At 37.2% G+C, this 16,374-nt stretch carries 17 protein-coding genes; 1 reads left to right on the top strand and 16 read right to left on the bottom strand.

The features are described from left to right. Positions 1-231 precede the first annotated feature (231 nt). Both JKP73_RS09265 and JKP73_RS09260 read right to left on the bottom strand, forming a co-directional pair. Positions 232-1,893, bottom strand: coding sequence for a DAK2 domain-containing protein (locus JKP73_RS09265; protein WP_038244419.1), 1,662 nt, complete (start codon positions 1,891-1,893; stop codon positions 232-234). Between the two features lie 111 nt (positions 1,894-2,004). Next, entirely contained in the window at positions 2,005-2,367 is a 363-nt protein-coding gene (locus JKP73_RS09260) for an Asp23/Gls24 family envelope stress response protein (RefSeq protein WP_021291620.1), read from the bottom strand. A 269-nt stretch (positions 2,368-2,636) separates the two neighbouring features. On the opposite strand from JKP73_RS09260, the gene rpmB reads away from it, so the two are divergent. Beyond that, entirely contained in the window at positions 2,637-2,825 is a 189-nt protein-coding gene (gene rpmB / locus JKP73_RS09255; protein ID WP_021291621.1) for a 50S ribosomal protein L28, read from the top strand. Between the two features lie 121 nt (positions 2,826-2,946). On the opposite strand, the gene spoVM is transcribed toward rpmB, so the two are convergent. From spoVM to JKP73_RS09185, 14 genes are all read right to left on the bottom strand, one after another. Then, a complete protein-coding gene (spoVM, locus tag JKP73_RS09250) occupies positions 2,947-3,030 on the bottom strand; it encodes a stage V sporulation protein SpoVM (protein WP_021291622.1) in 84 nt (27 codons plus the stop codon). Positions 3,031-3,060: 30 nt separating this feature from the next. After that, positions 3,061-3,714, bottom strand: a complete 654-nt coding sequence (locus JKP73_RS09245; RefSeq protein ID WP_031335598.1) for a thiamine diphosphokinase — start codon at positions 3,712-3,714, stop codon at positions 3,061-3,063. Between the two features lie 9 nt (positions 3,715-3,723). Beyond that, complete coding sequence (gene rpe / locus JKP73_RS09240; RefSeq protein WP_021291624.1) at positions 3,724-4,380, bottom strand: ribulose-phosphate 3-epimerase; 657 nt, start codon at positions 4,378-4,380, stop codon at positions 3,724-3,726. Positions 4,381-4,382: 2 nt separating this feature from the next. Next, a complete protein-coding gene (rsgA, locus tag JKP73_RS09235; RefSeq protein ID WP_200411139.1) occupies positions 4,383-5,264 on the bottom strand; it encodes a ribosome small subunit-dependent GTPase A in 882 nt (293 codons plus the stop codon). Continuing rightward, positions 5,265-7,298, bottom strand: a complete 2,034-nt coding sequence (gene pknB, locus JKP73_RS09230) for a Stk1 family PASTA domain-containing Ser/Thr kinase (RefSeq protein WP_200411440.1) — start codon at positions 7,296-7,298, stop codon at positions 5,265-5,267. Next, entirely contained in the window at positions 7,292-8,053 is a 762-nt protein-coding gene (locus JKP73_RS09225) for a Stp1/IreP family PP2C-type Ser/Thr phosphatase (RefSeq protein WP_021291627.1), read from the bottom strand. The genes pknB and JKP73_RS09225 overlap by 7 nt, the downstream gene beginning before the upstream one ends. Positions 8,054-8,126: 73 nt before the next feature. Then, on the bottom strand, positions 8,127-9,482 hold the full coding sequence (gene rsmB / locus JKP73_RS09220; protein ID WP_200411138.1) for a 16S rRNA (cytosine(967)-C(5))-methyltransferase RsmB: 1,356 nt from the start codon (positions 9,480-9,482) through the stop codon (positions 8,127-8,129). A gap of 5 nt (positions 9,483-9,487) precedes the next feature. Beyond that, the gene (fmt, locus tag JKP73_RS09215; RefSeq protein WP_021291629.1) at positions 9,488-10,432 is read right to left on the bottom strand and encodes a methionyl-tRNA formyltransferase; all 945 of its coding nucleotides are present in this window, start codon (positions 10,430-10,432) and stop codon (positions 9,488-9,490) included. A gap of 31 nt (positions 10,433-10,463) precedes the next feature. Then, entirely contained in the window at positions 10,464-12,872 is a 2,409-nt protein-coding gene (gene priA / locus JKP73_RS09210; RefSeq protein WP_021291630.1) for a primosomal protein N', read from the bottom strand. Beyond that, positions 12,869-14,107, bottom strand: a complete 1,239-nt coding sequence (coaBC, locus tag JKP73_RS09205) for a bifunctional phosphopantothenoylcysteine decarboxylase/phosphopantothenate--cysteine ligase CoaBC (protein ID WP_200411137.1) — start codon at positions 14,105-14,107, stop codon at positions 12,869-12,871. Before coaBC ends, priA begins: the two co-directional genes overlap by 4 nt. A 126-nt stretch (positions 14,108-14,233) precedes the next feature. Further along, the gene (rpoZ, locus tag JKP73_RS09200; protein ID WP_021291632.1) at positions 14,234-14,437 is read right to left on the bottom strand and encodes a DNA-directed RNA polymerase subunit omega; all 204 of its coding nucleotides are present in this window, start codon (positions 14,435-14,437) and stop codon (positions 14,234-14,236) included. Next, positions 14,437-15,054 carry a guanylate kinase gene (gene gmk / locus JKP73_RS09195; protein ID WP_021291633.1) on the bottom strand — a complete coding sequence of 206 codons (618 nt, stop codon included), beginning with the start codon at positions 15,052-15,054 and terminating at the stop codon, positions 14,437-14,439. The genes rpoZ and gmk overlap by 1 nt, the downstream gene beginning before the upstream one ends. An 11-nt stretch (positions 15,055-15,065) precedes the next feature. After that, positions 15,066-15,329 carry an extracellular matrix/biofilm regulator RemA gene (remA, locus tag JKP73_RS09190; RefSeq protein ID WP_021291634.1) on the bottom strand — a complete coding sequence of 88 codons (264 nt, stop codon included), beginning with the start codon at positions 15,327-15,329 and terminating at the stop codon, positions 15,066-15,068. A 73-nt stretch (positions 15,330-15,402) separates the two neighbouring features. Beyond that, positions 15,403-16,287 (bottom strand): YicC/YloC family endoribonuclease, encoded by an 885-nt coding sequence (locus JKP73_RS09185; RefSeq protein WP_021291635.1) that lies wholly within the window; start codon positions 16,285-16,287, stop codon positions 15,403-15,405. Positions 16,288-16,374: the final 87 nt, after the last annotated feature.

Below are 16,374 nucleotides of genomic sequence, written 5' to 3'. Positions count from 1 at the left end.
TGTAAAGCCTACGTTAGGTGATTTCGGCTCCGCTCACTCGTTCCAGTGCAAAGTGGAAGGTGCCTTCGCTCCTTAATTAGTCCTAAAATGTTATATTTCGACAATCACTGTCTTCATCGCCTGTTCCATGATCGAAACAACTCAGCCCCAACACTTAAGCGTTCTAATAAATTAAGTTTCAGAAAATAACTAAAAACAAGACTGGCGAAAGCGTTTCGCCAGTCTTGTCATTCACTCTACAGAAAAAATATAAGAATATATCGGCTGATTGCCATTGTGTACTTCAATCTCTATATCTTCATAGGTTTCTTCAATATATTCAACTAATATTTGAACTTCCTTATCTTCAACGTCTTCCCCTTGAAGAATTGTTAATATCTCGTCTTCCTCGGAAATCATCTTATTAAGTAGTAACTTCACTGTTTCTAGTTTATCTGGGTCTGTAGCAATAATTTTTCCATCTTCAATCCCCATAAAATTACCGTTTTCAATGGTAATTCCATCTATCTGTGTATCTCGAACTGCATAAGTAACCTGACCAGTCTTAACCTGTTTTCGAGCTTCATCCATTGCTTGCTGATTAGTATCTAGATTTGCATCAGGATGGAAAGAAAGCATTGCACTAATACCTTGAGGGATAGTCTTTGTAGGTACAACTCGTACATTTTCATCAGCTAATTCAGCTGCCTGGTCAGCAGCCATTAAAATGTTCTTATTGTTTGGCAAGATGAGTACATTTTTTGCATTGGCTTGTTGGATTGCATCTGTAATATCTTGAGTACTTGGATTCATGGTTTGTCCACCTTCAATTACGACAGACGCTCCAAGACTTTCTAAAAGCTCTTTCAATCCTTTGCCCATAGCAACTGTCACAATTGCATAATTTCCTTTTTCTGTTGATACTTGTGATTTATCTTTATTTCCGACAAGAGCGGTGTGCTGTTCACGCATATTTTCGATTTTCATATTGACTAGGCTTCCATACCGTTGTCCCATCGTTAGACAGTCCCCAGGGTATTCGGCATGGATGTGGACTTTTACAAGTTCATCATCTGAAACTACCAATAGGGAATCTCCATGTTCACTAAGTTCGTTACGGAAAGTAGTTTCATCAAAAGGGTGCTCCGCTAATTTTTCATCTTCAAATTTAACCATGAATTCTGTACAGTACCCATATTCTATATCAGAGGTATCCATGAAATCTTGTGTGACTTTATGATGTTCCGCATTAATCATTTCATCCATATCAATGTTCGAATTATCCTCTGTAAGTTCTTCACCTTTTAGTGCAGCTAAAAACCCTTCATATATAGTTACCAAACCTTGGCCACCAGAATCAACAACGCCAACTTCCTTTAATACAGGAAGCAGATCAGGTGTCCGTTTTAGAGATGCTTTCGCTTCAACTACAATTTGATCCATTAACTGGATAATATCCTTTTCTTTCTTGGCAATGGCAACAGCTTGATTACCTGAATCCTTTGCCACTGTTAAGATCGTTCCTTCAACAGGCTTCATTACAGCATTATAAGCAGTAGATACCCCGCTTTCAAACGCCTTAGCAAGTTCGTCTGATGTAACCGCTTCTTTTTTTTCTAACCCTTTTGAAAATCCGCGAAAAATTTGGGATAAAATCACTCCAGAGTTGCCTCTAGCTCCCATCAATAATCCTTTCGCGAATGCCTCAGCCACAACGGAAGCATTGGTGCTGTTAATTTGCTTAACCTCATTTGCACCAGATGTAATCGTCAAATTCATATTTGTTCCTGTATCACCATCCGGAACAGGGAATACATTTAAAGCATCAATGTTTTTTGCATTATTTGATAAATGATGTGCTCCGGACAGGAACATTTGGGTCAGATCCGAGCCATCAATCTTCTGTAAACTCACTTTTATATTTCCTCCTCTATAAACAAGAGCTTTCACGACTAATTTATAACAAACGTCAGAGCCGACACTCCATACGGTTAAAATGAATACTAGTGCGATTCTTTCGGTAACTTACTCTTGTGAAACGCGAACTCCTTGAATATAAATATTAACAGAGTCAATTTCTAATCCTAATGATTGACTTAACGTATATTTTACTTGCGATTGAACATTATGCGCAATTTCAGATATTTTTGTTCCATAACTTACAATAATATACATGTCAATATGTAAGTTATTGTCTTCTTGACGTACAATTACTCCTTTGGAATAATTTTCTTTCTTTAATATTTCAGCAATTCCATCTCTAATTTGACTTTTAGATGCCATCCCTACTATACCATAGCACTCAACTGCCGCACCGCCGGCGATTGTGGCAATAACCTCATTCGTTATTGTTACTTGACCATCATTTGTATGAAGTTCAATGGACATATGAATCCTCCTTATAATACCTGCTCACATTACCTAAAAACATTCTACTACATGCAGAACCATTTTAAAAGTAAAGATAAACGTATATAAAAAATACCCCTTATAACAATGTACGATTTACGTTAATCTGTCAAGGCTTTTCTCTTGATATGTGAAATAATGTTATTCTCATGGATTGAGTAGAAAAAGATTCATTGCATTCTAACAGGAGTTATGGTAAATTGTATAAGTATGAAAATGCAATTACATGGAAAAGTAGGAGGGATAACATGGCCAGAAAATGTGTTGTAACTGGACGTCAAACTCGCAGTGGAAACCAACGCTCTCACGCTATGAATTCCAATAAGCGTAAATGGAAAGCTAATGTACAAAAAGTACGTATTATGGTAGATGGTAAACCGAAAAAAGTTTATGTTTCTGCACGTGCCTTAAAGTCAGGAAAAGTAGAGCGCGTTTAATATACGAAAATACCACTTATCACATTAGTTATGAAACAAGCACCTTTTGAATAAAAGGTGCTTGTTTCTATGCATTAAGAAAAAAATAAGCTTCTGTCATCTGACAAAAGCAAATTCAATTTTACTTCTCTTTCTTGAAGGTACCAATAATAACTCTGACAAATCCACCGATAAATCTTGGGAGCTTAATCGTATAAAATTTCATGAGTTCGCCCTCCTCTTTTAACAAACAAAGCTATCTAGGAATCGTATCACGACTCTTTATTAATAATAGTATGCCTTCGTTGTACGAAAAAGTACCACTATTTCCAATAAGCTTGTTTGATATGCAAAGTGTGGACCCCCATGTAACGGTCGCATCCATCAATGGATAATAGAAATTTGATAAGGTAAGCCCTTTAACTTCGTGCGAAAACGGAACAAACGAGATGTTGGGATAGGTATCGTCATATTCGATAGAATATTCTCCAGCAAATGTTAATTCAATATAATTTGTTTTATCCAGAATGATCCCTTTTATACCTTTACGAGCGATTTCATATAGTAATTGAATATTAATGAGCTCATGATCCATCCTTCCACCAGTAACACCAATTAAATAAATGATATCAGGTTCTAGCTCGAACGCTTTATTCAATGCAATCTCTAAGTCTGTTTCATCTTTGTCAGACGGATATTCGTTAAAATAATTGGCATAGGAAATGATTGTTGCTTTCTCTTCATCTGTTGTGGAATCAAAGTCACCAACTGCATATTCCAGTTGTAACCGATGTTTAATGACTGATAATGCCCCACGATCAGCACCTATCCAAAAGTCAACGGTGTTCCGTAAGCTAGAAAAATCAGGGTACCACTCTGGACCATTTCCAATTATAGCAATAGTTTTCACTTTCAATACTTACTCCTTTAATGCCGCTTTAATATCTTCAATCGCTTGTCGACGATTTTGCTGAGAAAAGATGGCACTCCCTGCTACTAGTACATCAGCACCCGCATCGGAACATAATTTAGCAGTAGATGCTTTAATTCCACCATCCACTTCAATTTCAAATTCAAGTCCTTGTTCTTTACGCCATTGGGCAACTTGTCTAATCTTTTTAACCGTATTTTCGATAAATGACTGCCCACCAAACCCTGGATTTACAGTCATAATTAATACCATGTCAATATCACTTAAAACTGGTAATAATAATTCAGCTGGGGTGGCTGGGTTAATTACTACACCGGCTCTTACTTGTTGATCCTTGATTAATTGAATGGTTCGATGTAGATGAGGGCTTACCTCTTGATGTACGGTAATAATATCTGCTCCTGCCTTTGCAAATTCCTCAATATAACGATCTGGATCTTCAATCATTAAATGAACATCTAGCGGTAGCTTCGTTGTTGGACGAATTGCTTCTACCACTAATGGACCAAGAGTGATATTCGGTACGAAACGACCATCCATCACATCTACATGTATATAATCTGCTCCTCCCAATTCTACGTCGTTGATCTCTTTACCAAGCTTTGCGAAATCCGCTGATAAAATAGATGGTGCAATTTTTGTCATTACTAATACCTCGGCTTTCTTGTTTGTATTTCTTCGAAAAAACGTAAATAATGGTCATAGCGATAGCTGGGAATTTCGCCTTCTTCTACCGCTGCTTTCACAGCACATTTGGGCTCTTTATGATGCATACATCCTCGAAATTTACAACCTTGCCTTCTCTCTCTTATTTCAGGAAAACAATCTGCCAATTCTTCTAATGATATATCTTGAAAGTCTAAAGAACTAAATCCAGGGGTATCTGCTACCAACCCTCCATACAGTGGAATTAATTCAACATGTCTAGTAGTGTGCTTCCCTCTACCCAAACTATCGGAAATTTCTCCTGTTTTTAATAATAAAGACGGTTCAATAGCATTTAATAATGAAGATTTGCCCACACCAGACTGTCCCGCAATTACAGTAATGTTATCTTTAAAATAACTTTCAACAACGGAAAGTGTTTCGATATTCTCTACAGAAAGCATCTCCACCTGATAGCCGATATTTTCATAGTCACGTTGATAAGAGACAAGATTTGCTTCTTCTTGACCTGCAATATCCATTTTGGTTAGAAAAATAACCGGTTGAATATCCTTTGATTCCACTAATACAAGAAACCGATCAAGCAAGGTCGTATTAAAGGCTGGCTTCATTGCAGAACAGACAATAATAGCCTGAGTTATATTGGCAATCGGCGGTCTAACCAGTTCATTTTCTCGTGGATGTATTTCTACAATATATCCTTCATGTTGTCCGCTAATATCAAAGGTCACCATATCACCGACAAGTGGGGTAATATTCCTTTTACGGAATACCCCCCTGCCTTTACACTGATATGTTTCGCCTTCTTTTGATTCAACATAATAAAATCCGCTCAAAGCCTTTGTAATTCTGCCTGTTGCCATTTATTCACCTTCTTCATAAGTTACTGTTTTCTCTGATATCGTATCGTCATCGCGCTTTATAATATATTCTGCTTTACTATCCGGAGCAATTGTCAATGTAAATTCATACTCTGTATCTTCAGTAATTGTATCTTCTTTATATACTTCTGATATATCATGTTCCATATCATCAATATAAATTTGGACCGTTTGTTCGATTGGTTCTTCATCTATTTCTCCTGATGTATCTGGGTTATAAGGTACAGTAAATGTGACTGTATGTGAAACTGGAGGCTTTTTCTCTGGTCCTGTAGAAATATAAACAGTTACTGACTGACCTTCTTCTAACTCCGTGTTCGTACCTGGATCTTGACGAATAATTTCCCCTTCCGGTGTCGTTTCCGAATTTTCCTCTACAACTTCCATAGTTAAATTATTGCTTTCTAAATAATCTCTTGCCTCTGCCTCAGTCATTCCTTTAAGATTATTTAAATTAATGGTCTTCGGTCCACTACTCACACGAAATATAACTTTTGTTTCGCTTGGGACTACTTCACTATCTGCTGTAGGTTGAATCTGATTGATAATTTCACCAACAGGTTGGTCCGAATTTTCTTCATATGGATCTAGAACTTCATATCCTTCATCTTCCAAGAGTCTTTTTACTTGATCAAAATCCTTTCCTTCATAATTCTCAAACGTTACTTTTTCTTTTCCTTTACTAATAAATACGGTAATATTCGACCCCTCTTTTACCGTACTGCTAGCTTCAGGACTCGTTCTAACTACATTGCCTTCTTCTATATCTTCCGAGAATACTTCTTCGCGGTTAACAACCAGTCCTAGTTCCTCTAATTCGCTAACTGCATCCGTATATGAGTTATCCGTTACATCGGGAATAGTTACATCTTTTGGCTGAAATAAATCAGGAAACGCAAATAAGGTAACAGCAGTTGCTACTAATAATAGCAGTACAATGACTGGAATTACCCATTTCTTTTTTTTCCTTTGTTGCTTTTTTGCCTTTTTGTTTTTCTTCTTCTTTTGTTTTTTTGCTTTCTTATTTGAAGTCGGCTTGTCCGGTTCTTTATAAGGTTTGGTTGGCCCATTGGTCTGATGAATGATTGTATCTCCATCATTTACATTGTCTCCGACATCATCCGTTATGATTGGAATAGCCTTTGTTTCTTCACCAGCTTCCGATGGAGGTGTAAATACCTCCTCATTTAGTTTCGCTGGATGCAACGCGACCTCCAGTGCTTCTTCTAAATCATAAATTGTCTCATAACGATGGAACGGATCCTTTGCAGTTGCTTTTAATACAATGTTCTCCACACTCTGAGGTACATCCTGGTTATATTTCCTAACAGATGGTGTATCGCTCTGTAAATGTTTTAATGCAATCGAAACGGCAGATTGCCCAGAAAAAGGCAGCCTCCCAGTTAATAACTCATATAGTACAATCCCAATTGAATATATATCAGATTTTTTCGTAGCCATTCCTCCTCTGGCTTGTTCAGGTGATAAATAATGGACCGAGCCGAGGATAGAATTTGTTTGTGTTAATGCCGTAGCACTTAAAGCAATCGCAATACCAAAATCAGTTACTTTTACTTGACCATATGCATCAATTAAGATATTTTGCGGTTTAATGTCACGATGAACTAAATCGTTAGCATGAGCGTGAGCAATTGCTGCCGCTATCTGTTTCATAATGTCCAGTGCTTCCTGAACATCTAACGGACCGTTCTTTTGTATGTATTCCTTAAGTGTCATACCATCTACGTATTCCATTACCATGTAGAGAAGACTATCTTCTTCACCTACATCATATATGTTAACAATATTCGGATGGGAAAGACTTGCTGCTGAATGAGCCTCTCGATCAAAACGAGCAATAAACTCCTCATCATTTGCATACTCTAATCGCAGCGCTTTAATAGCAACATCTCTTTCTAAGATTATATCTCTTGCTAAATAAACATTCGCCATCCCTCCGCCACCAATTGTATCTTTAATTTGATAACGATCACTAAGTAGATGGCCGTTTAACATAACCATTCACCTTCTTCCTCAGCAGCGGTATACTGAAATAGAATAAGGGAAATATTATCTTCTCCACCACGTTCATTTGCTAGAGCTATCATTTTTTCACCGGCTTCGTATAACCCATCTGTTGTTTGCATTAATTCAAATAATTCTTCATCAAGCACTTTATCTGTTAAGCCATCTGTACATAATAAGAGTTTATCATCTTCTTCTAATCCTAGGGTTTTAACATCACTATCAATTTCTTCTTCCGTTCCTAATGCTCTTAAAACCACATTTTTTCGTGGATGACTTATTGCATCATCTTTTGAAATTTGGCCGGATTGTACAAGCGCATTGACAAGAGAATGGTCCTCAGTAACCTGCTTTAAACCTTCTTCTGTATAAAAATAACATCTGCTATCACCAATATGTGCAATTGTCATAAAATCTCCGATAACAATAGCTACAACAATTGTAGTGCCCATTCCGTGGCATTCTTCGTTTTCTTGAGCATGCTGAAAAATGGAGGCATTTATTTCAATCATTACATTGCTAATCCACGTTTCTGTCGCTTCTGGTGTATGTAATTTTCCACTCTGTTCCCATTTTTCTTCTAATAAAGAGGTCGCCATCTGGCTTGCTACATCTCCGGCCTGATGTCCTCCCATTCCATCTGCTATTACTGCTAAAAATTGGCCGGATGTATTGTAGAAAATCCCGCCAGAGTCTTCGTTATGTGTTCTAACCAGTCCCCGGTCAGTTAAAAAATGAGCTTTCATTATTTCACCCCTTTTGTTCATCCAATAACCTTGTTAACTTACAGTATTACACAATCTTTGTAATAAAAGAAGTCTATTCACTACTTTTTCGCTTCAATCTTGTAAGGAAAAAGCCATCTGTATTAAATGTATGAGGGAAAATCTGAAGTCCAACTGAACTAATGCCAATTGAACCACGTAATGGTTCCGGCAACTCATCAAAAAACGTTTTATCTACTTGCCAGCATTCATTTTGGCCCAAAAACCGTCTTACAACGGTTTCATTTTCTAGTTTATCGGTTGTACACGTACTATAAACCATAGTTCCTTCTTCTTTTAATAATGTAGAGACATGATTTAGAATATCCAATTGAATAGAGGACAATTTTTCAATGTCATTTTCGGTTTTATGATATTTAATTTCCGGTTTCCCTCTAATCACACCTAATCCTGAACAAGGAGCATCGATCAAAATACGATCAAACGTATGAACAGGATACAACTCTTGTAATTTCCTAGCATCATAGGCTAAAGCTTGAATATTGGTTAAGTGTAATTGATCTGCCTTTTCCTTAACCAATTTTGCTTTTTTCGCATGGAGATCATGTGCATAAACTTCTCCATGATTGCGCATCTTTTCTGCAATATGTGTTGCTTTACCGCCTGGCGCACTGCATGCATCCAATACTTTCATATTTTGTTCAGGATGGAGAATCTCAGCAACCAACATGGAAGTTTGATCCTGTATAGTAACATAACCTTCTGTAAATAATTTACTCTTCAAGATATTTCCATCCACGATAATTATACCTTGAGGTGAGAAGAGTGATGGTTCAACTTCTAATCCTTCACTAGTCAACTGCTGTATGGCTTTCTCTCGGGTTACTTTTAAGGGTTGAACACGTACGGTTATTGGCTTGTGTTTCGTGTTGGTCTTGCACATTTCTTCGGTAATCTCTAATCCATATTGATCAATCCAACGATTGACTAACCACATAGGGTGACTTGTAGTTATTGCTATTCTTTTATTCCTATCTTGAATTTGATTTGTTTCAGGTACACCTTTCCGTTGAATCGACCGTAGTACTCCATTCACAAAAGAAGCACTTCCTTTATGCCCCCGTGTTTTAGCAATTTCTACAGCTTCATGTATGATTGCATGGTCTGGAATCCGATCTAAGTATACCATCTGATATATCGACATGCGTAATAGCATTTTCACCCAAGGCTGTACCTTTTTCCCTTGTTTGACGAATGCTTCTAAATAAAAGTCCAACGTCATCTTTTGTTGTATCGTCCCATACACGATTTCGGTAAATAAACCTTCATCTTTCGCAAGAATTCTTCCAGACTTTAATTCCTCATTTAAAACAAGATGGCTAAACCCTTGGTCTTTGTCAATACGTATAAGCACATCTAAAATTGAATTTCTTAACTGATTTGTTTGCATTTAAATTATTCACCCATTATTTGTCCGATTTTAATTCGATCTGGATTACCTTGCAGATAATCCTTTACAGTCATCCGCTTTTTACCAGCAGGCTGTATCTCCGTAATCTCAAAAGCCTGTTGATGTCCACATGCTACAACAATACTTGCATTGTTTGGCTTATCAATAATTTCACCAGCAGTATACCCGTTATTCCTATCTTTTACTGGCTTGCCCCACCAAATTTTCATTGGCTTTTTTTCATAGTTCGTAAATGCAACAGGCCACGGATGCAAACCTCGAACATGATTATAGACTTGTTCTGCATTCTTACTCCAATCAATTTTTTCTTCTTCCCGTCTTATATTTCTTGCGAAGGTAGCTTTATCATTGTCTTGTTGTATTGGTTGAATTTGTTTTTTGAAAAGCTTTGGAATGGTTTGTTCTAACAATTGTGAACCGGCTTTTGAAAGTTTATCATGTAGTATCCCTACATGATCATCAGCATCAATCGGGACACTTTGCTGTGTTAATATATCACCAGCATCTAACTTTTCCACCATATACATAATGGTTACACCTGTTTCTTTTTTCCCTTGTAAAATCGCATAATGTATCGGAGCACCACCACGTAATTCTGGAAGTAATGAAGCATGTACATTAATACATCCATATTCCGGTGTGGTTAATAATTCATTTGGAAGGATTTGACCATACGCTGCTGTTACAATCAAATCAGGTTGATATGCAAGAATCTCCTCATAATTATTCTTTAATTTTTCTGGTTGAAAAACCGGCAGATCATGCTGTAATGCTTCTTGTTTCACAGGTGTAGGAGTAATCGTACGCTTTCTTCCTTTCGGGCGGTCAGGCTGTGTTACAACGAGTACCACTTCATAAGGGGAATGAATGAGTGTTTGAAGAACTGGAACAGAAAAATCTGGTGTTCCCATAAAAACAATTCGTTTCATCTTATTACCTACTTTCTGGTTTTGGGGTTGTTTACATGAGATGATATGGTTGCATATCTATGGTGATTAGAATATCTTCTTTCCGAATATCAGCAGAGAATTGATCTAAAATTTTGGCTAAATACCCTCGCAACTCTGGTTCATTTCTGTATTTTATCATGCATTGGTAACGATATCTATCCTTAATACGCGGGATAGCAGAAGGAGTTGGACCTAAAATTATCGTCTCGTCTTTCACCAATTTGTTTAACATTTGAACAAAACGCTGCGTCGTTTGAACTACCTTAACTTGATTAGGATGAGAGATTGTTATAAGTGCCAAAAAATAATAAGGCGGATACTGAAATGTTCTCCTCATTTGCATTTCTTGTTTATAAAACGTCATAAAATCATATTTGCTTGCAAGTTCAATACTATAGTGATCTGGTGTATAGGTTTGAACAATTACTTTTCCTGTCAATTCATGACGGCCAGCTCGTCCGCTTACTTGAGTTAAGATTTGAAATGTTTTTTCAGATGAGCGAAAATCTGGCAAATGCAGCATTGAATCTGCAGTAAGAACTCCTACTAGAGTTACATTCTCAAAGTCTAAGCCTTTAGCGATCATTTGCGTACCTAATAGAATATCCGCCTCTTTGTTAGCGAATTGATTTAAAAGCTTTTCATGAGCTCCTTTACGTCTAGTTGTATCTACATCCATTCTTATTACACGGGCCTCTGGTATCAATTGCGTTAATGCTTCTTCTACTCGCTGCGTCCCCGTTCCAAAATAACGGATGGTATCACTTCCGCATTCCGGACAGTGCACAGGAACCTTTTCTTCGTAAGAACAGTAATGACATTTTAACTGGCTGCTTTTCTTATGGTAAGTAAGTGCAATATCACAATGCGGGCATTCATTTACATGTCCACAATCCCGACACATAACAAAAGTAGAATAACCCCTACGATTTAAAAGTAATACGATCTGCTCTCCTTTTTGGATACATTGCTGTATCTCCTCTTTCAGTTTTCTCGAAAACATCGTGCGGTTTCCAGCATGAAGCTCATCACGCATATCAACAATCTCGACTGGAGGAAGCATCTTATTATTCGTTCGTTTATCCAAAGTAGCTAACTTATAGACACCCTTCATGGCTCTAGCATAGGATTCCAAAGTCGGTGTAGCACTACCTAAGATGACTGGACACTGATGTGTTTCTCCTCTATAGATGGCCACATCTCTCGCATGATAACGAGGCTGATCTTCTTGTTTATAGCTAGTTTCATGTTCCTCATCAATAATGATGACACCAATCTGTTCAAATGGAGCGAATATAGCTGACCTCGCTCCTACTACTACCTGCACTTCTTTTCGTTGAATACGGCGCCATTCATCATATTTCTCACCCGCAGATAAACCGCTATGCATGACCGCGACATTAGATCCAAACCTTCCCTTAAATCGTTTAACCATTTGTGGAGTTAGTGATATTTCCGGCACTAATACAATTGCTTCTTTTCCTTTATGAATGACATCTTGAATAACCTGTAAATATATTTCCGTTTTACCACTACCAGTTATACCGTGCAGCAGGAAAACATGATGTTCATTTTCAGCAATTGCTTCTTTCATCGGCTTTATAGCGGCTGCTTGCTGGTCTGTTAAGGGTAAAGCAGTTGTCTGTGAAAAAAGGTGATTCTCATAAGGGTTACGGAATAATTCGGTTTGATAACTTTCTATTAATCCTTTTTCCTTTAATATATTAACTGTATTAGCCGTTGTTTGAACTTTTTTTAGCAGTTTTTGTTTTTCTATTGGATTTGGATTTTCCAAAAAATGGTTTACGAGCTGCCTTTGCTTTTTAGCATTCTTTGGTAAATCGAGCAATTGCTCTTCTAGTTCATGCAGCTGCTTTGCTGGTTTGAGCATGGTTCGAAATTTTTTTGTGATTCTCGATTTAACCAAATACTCGATGGATACATCACCATCCTTCACAGCTTTAGAAAGAACCCCGTATTTTAAGGTTGACGCAGTAAATTCCTCGTAGGCGATGCTATCTCTACCAGCAAATAAGGCTTCCAATTCTTTAGAAAGCAACGCTTCGGTATTACGCACAATCTCTTTTTTATATGTGGCTTTTAATACTTGTGGAAGCATCACTTGTAATGCAGTAATCTGTAAACTTACCGTTTGATTGGCTAGCCATTTCCCTAAATCTAATAACTCCTTTGTTAGTACAGGATGAAGATCCAACACATCAATAATCGACTTCAAGCTATTATACGAAGAATTTTCAGTAGCACCAACAATAAAACCCATCACTTTCCTAGGACCAAACGGAACAATTACCCGCATACCTATTGTTGCTATATCTTTAAATTTATCAGGGACTCTATAGTCAAAGGTTTGGTTAATCGAAGCTGCAGGCACATCAACAATTACATTGGCTATATTCACACGACCTCATCCTTCAAATCGTTTGCAATTAATGTTAATAACTGTGTAGCAATTTCTTTTTTTGATGCTAAAGGAATCGATTCCGTGTTTTGATGCTTATTGATGTACGTGACTACATTCGTATCTCCTTCAAACCCTGCACCTTCTGCTGCAATATTATTAATAACAATAGCATCTAAATTTTTATATGCTAACTTCCTCAATCCATTCTCAATTGGTTCTTCGGACTCCGCAGCAAAACCCACGAGAAATTGACCTTCTTTTCGTTCACCAAGCGAATGTAATATATCTTTAGTCCTTTCCATGGCCACTTGCCATTCACCATCTTGCTTTTTCATCTTTTGATCATAGATTATTTTTGGGCGATAATCTGCTACCGCAGCTGCTTTAATAACAATGTCATTACTTGCAAAGTTCGCATGCATCGCTTGATACATTTCTTCAGCCGTTAAAATATCAATTCGGTTTATTTGAGGGTGGCTGACAACTTGCGAAGTTGGCCCAGCTATCAAAGTAACTTCAGCCCCTGCTTGAGCAGCTGCTTCCGCTAGAGCAAACCCCATTTTTCCTGAGGAACGATTTGTGAAAAAACGTACTGGATCAACCTTTTCTCTAGTCGGTCCAGCAGAGATCAAAACATGTTTACCTTGTAAAAACCTTTCTTTGTCGACAACATTGCCTTCTGCCTTTTTTGATAACTGATGAGATTCTATTGTCTCAATAATGGTTGCTGGTTCTTCTAACCTCCCCTTACCAACATAGCCACAAGCTAAATATCCGGCTCCAGGTTCAATAAAGTGGTATCCCCATCCGTCTAATTGCTTCATATTTTGAATTACTGCTGGATGTGCATACATATGTACATTCATCGCTGGAGCAATATAAACATCTGCTTGCGTAGCTAATAAGATGGTGGATAGCATGTCATCCGCAATTCCGTTTGCAAGTTTCCCAATAGCATTAGCAGTTGCTGGCGCTAATATAGCTATATCAGCCCAATCAGCAATATCAATATGTGCAATTTTAGCAGGGTCTTTTTCATCAAACGTATCTGTATAGACAGCGTGACGAGAAAGCGCTTGGAAAGTTAAAGGAGATACAAATTTAGTTGCATTTTCTGTCATTACAACTTTTACATTCGCACCTTTTTGCGTTAGTTTACTTGTAAGTGCACAAGCTTTATATGCTGCAATTCCTCCAGTAACACCGAGCAGAATATTCTTTTGATTGACCATTGACCTCAAATCCCCTTTCTACATTCCATACATAAACGGTTTTCTCTATTAATAGTTATAACACAAACTAAAAGTAGAAGAAAAAACCCTCGCTTATACATCGCGAGGGTACTTGTTTATGACCGGCTATATTGATAACTCCTCTTCTAAATAAAGCTTTTCTGCATACACTTCCTCAAGTGCCATGCCCACATACTTATGCGACTTAGGATTATCAACCAATACCTTTTTTGTTTCACTAATCTGTCTTGCACGCTTGGCCGATAAGGTTACAAGTGTATATTTTGAATTAATTTTAGTCTGCAGTAAATCAATAGACGGTTCTAACATTACAATTCATCCTCCAATAATTGTTTATATTGTTTTGCTATTCTTTCACGCTTTAAATGTTCACTTTGTATAATCGATTGTATTTTTTCAACAGCAAGATCTACATGGTCATTTACTACAACATAATCATAAGCATCCATCATTTCTATTTCTTTTCTCGCTTCTTTTAATCGATTTAGTACAAGCTCCGCGGACTCCGTGCCTCGATGGACGATGCGATTCTTTAACTCTTCCAAACTTGGGGGAAACAGAAAGATAAAAACACCTTCAGGAAAATTTTCCTTTACCTGAAGTGCACCTTGGACTTCGATTTCCAAAAACACATCATGACCTGCCGCTAATGTTTCTTCCACATAATTACGAGGCGTGCCATAATAATTATTGACATATTTTGCGTATTCTAGTAGTTGATTCTGCTCAATCAACGCTTCAAATGCTTCTTTTGTTTTATAGAAATAATCTACGCCATCTTTTTCACCAGGCCTTTGCTGACGAGTAGTCATCGAAATTGAGTATTTTAAATCCGTATCCCGACTAAAAAGTGCTTTTCTAACTGTTCCCTTTCCAACACCGGAAGGCCCGGAAAGAATAAAAAGGATTCCTTTTTCTTCTATCAAAACATTTCCTCCTAATTTTCGTCCGATACTTCCTCATGACTTAATACACGCTGCCCTACCGTTTCAGGTTGAACAGCTGATAACACGACATGGTCGCTATCTGTAATAATAACGGCTCTTGTTCTTCTTCCATATGTAGCGTCTACCAACTTATTATTATCCCTTGCTACCGTAATAATTCGTTTGATAGGAGCTGATTCCGGAGAAACTATGGAAATTACTCGATTTGCTGAAACAACATTTCCAAAACCAATATTAATTAATCGTAAACTCAAAATGAACCCTCCGTATATTCTTACTCTCTATTCTAGTATCATTATACGTAAAATAGGACCCAAAACTCAAATATTATTCGATATTTTGTACTTGTTCTTTTAATTTTTCAATTTCACTCTTTAATGCTACTGTATGCTCACTTATCATCCCATCCATTGATTTTGAACCGATTGTATTTGCTTCTCGATGCATCTCCTGAGCAATAAAATCTAGTCTTCTGCCAATGGCACCCTCTAATACCATCGTACGTTTAAAATGAGAAATATGACTGAATAACCGAGTTACTTCTTCAGAAATATCTCCTTTTTCAGCTAGAAGCACGATTTCTTGATGGATTCTAGAATTATCCAAGTCTATTTCATCTGTTAAATGCTGTTCTACTCTATTTTTTATCCGTTCACGATATTCTTGAATCACTACAGATCGCCTCATTTTAATTTTATCGATCGTAGCTTCCATCGTATGTAGTCGATGTTGCAAATCAGTAATTAAGTACGCACCTTCACTTTGGCGCATTTCAACTATCTGATGACATGCATCTTTAACAACAGCTAGTATTTCCTTTTTAAGATGATCGGATTGTGTTTCTTCTTCCTGTACTGTAAACACTTCGGGAAGCGCTGTAATAATCGTTGGGGGAATATCATGATCATTGAGATCGTAATGTTGTTTCATTCGCTTCATTTCATTCATATATTGGTCAACAAGATTCCAATCTGTTGTTAGACGCCTTTGAATAAGGTCATTTCCCTCAATACGAATAAACACTTCCATTTTTCCTCTATGAAATAAAGACTGTACCATTTTCTTCACTTTATCTTCCATAAATAAAAAAGAAGGTGGTAATTTCACACTAACATCTAAGAATCGATGATTAACACTTCTCATCTCTACCGTAATATTTGTTTGTTCAAATGAAATACTACTTCTTCCATATCCAGTCATACTAAAGGCCATTAAAATCACTCCACATCTAATTATAAGCGGATGGAATACAATTTGAAAAGTGTTATGTTTACATTTTCCGTTATTTTCGATTATAAA

Source organism: Virgibacillus salexigens, assembly GCF_014905415.1.
GTDB lineage: Bacteria > Bacillota > Bacilli > Bacillales > Amphibacillaceae > Virgibacillus > Virgibacillus salexigens.
The sequence above is the reverse complement of the archived record's forward strand: the minus strand, read 5'-3'. Positions and strand labels throughout refer to the sequence as shown.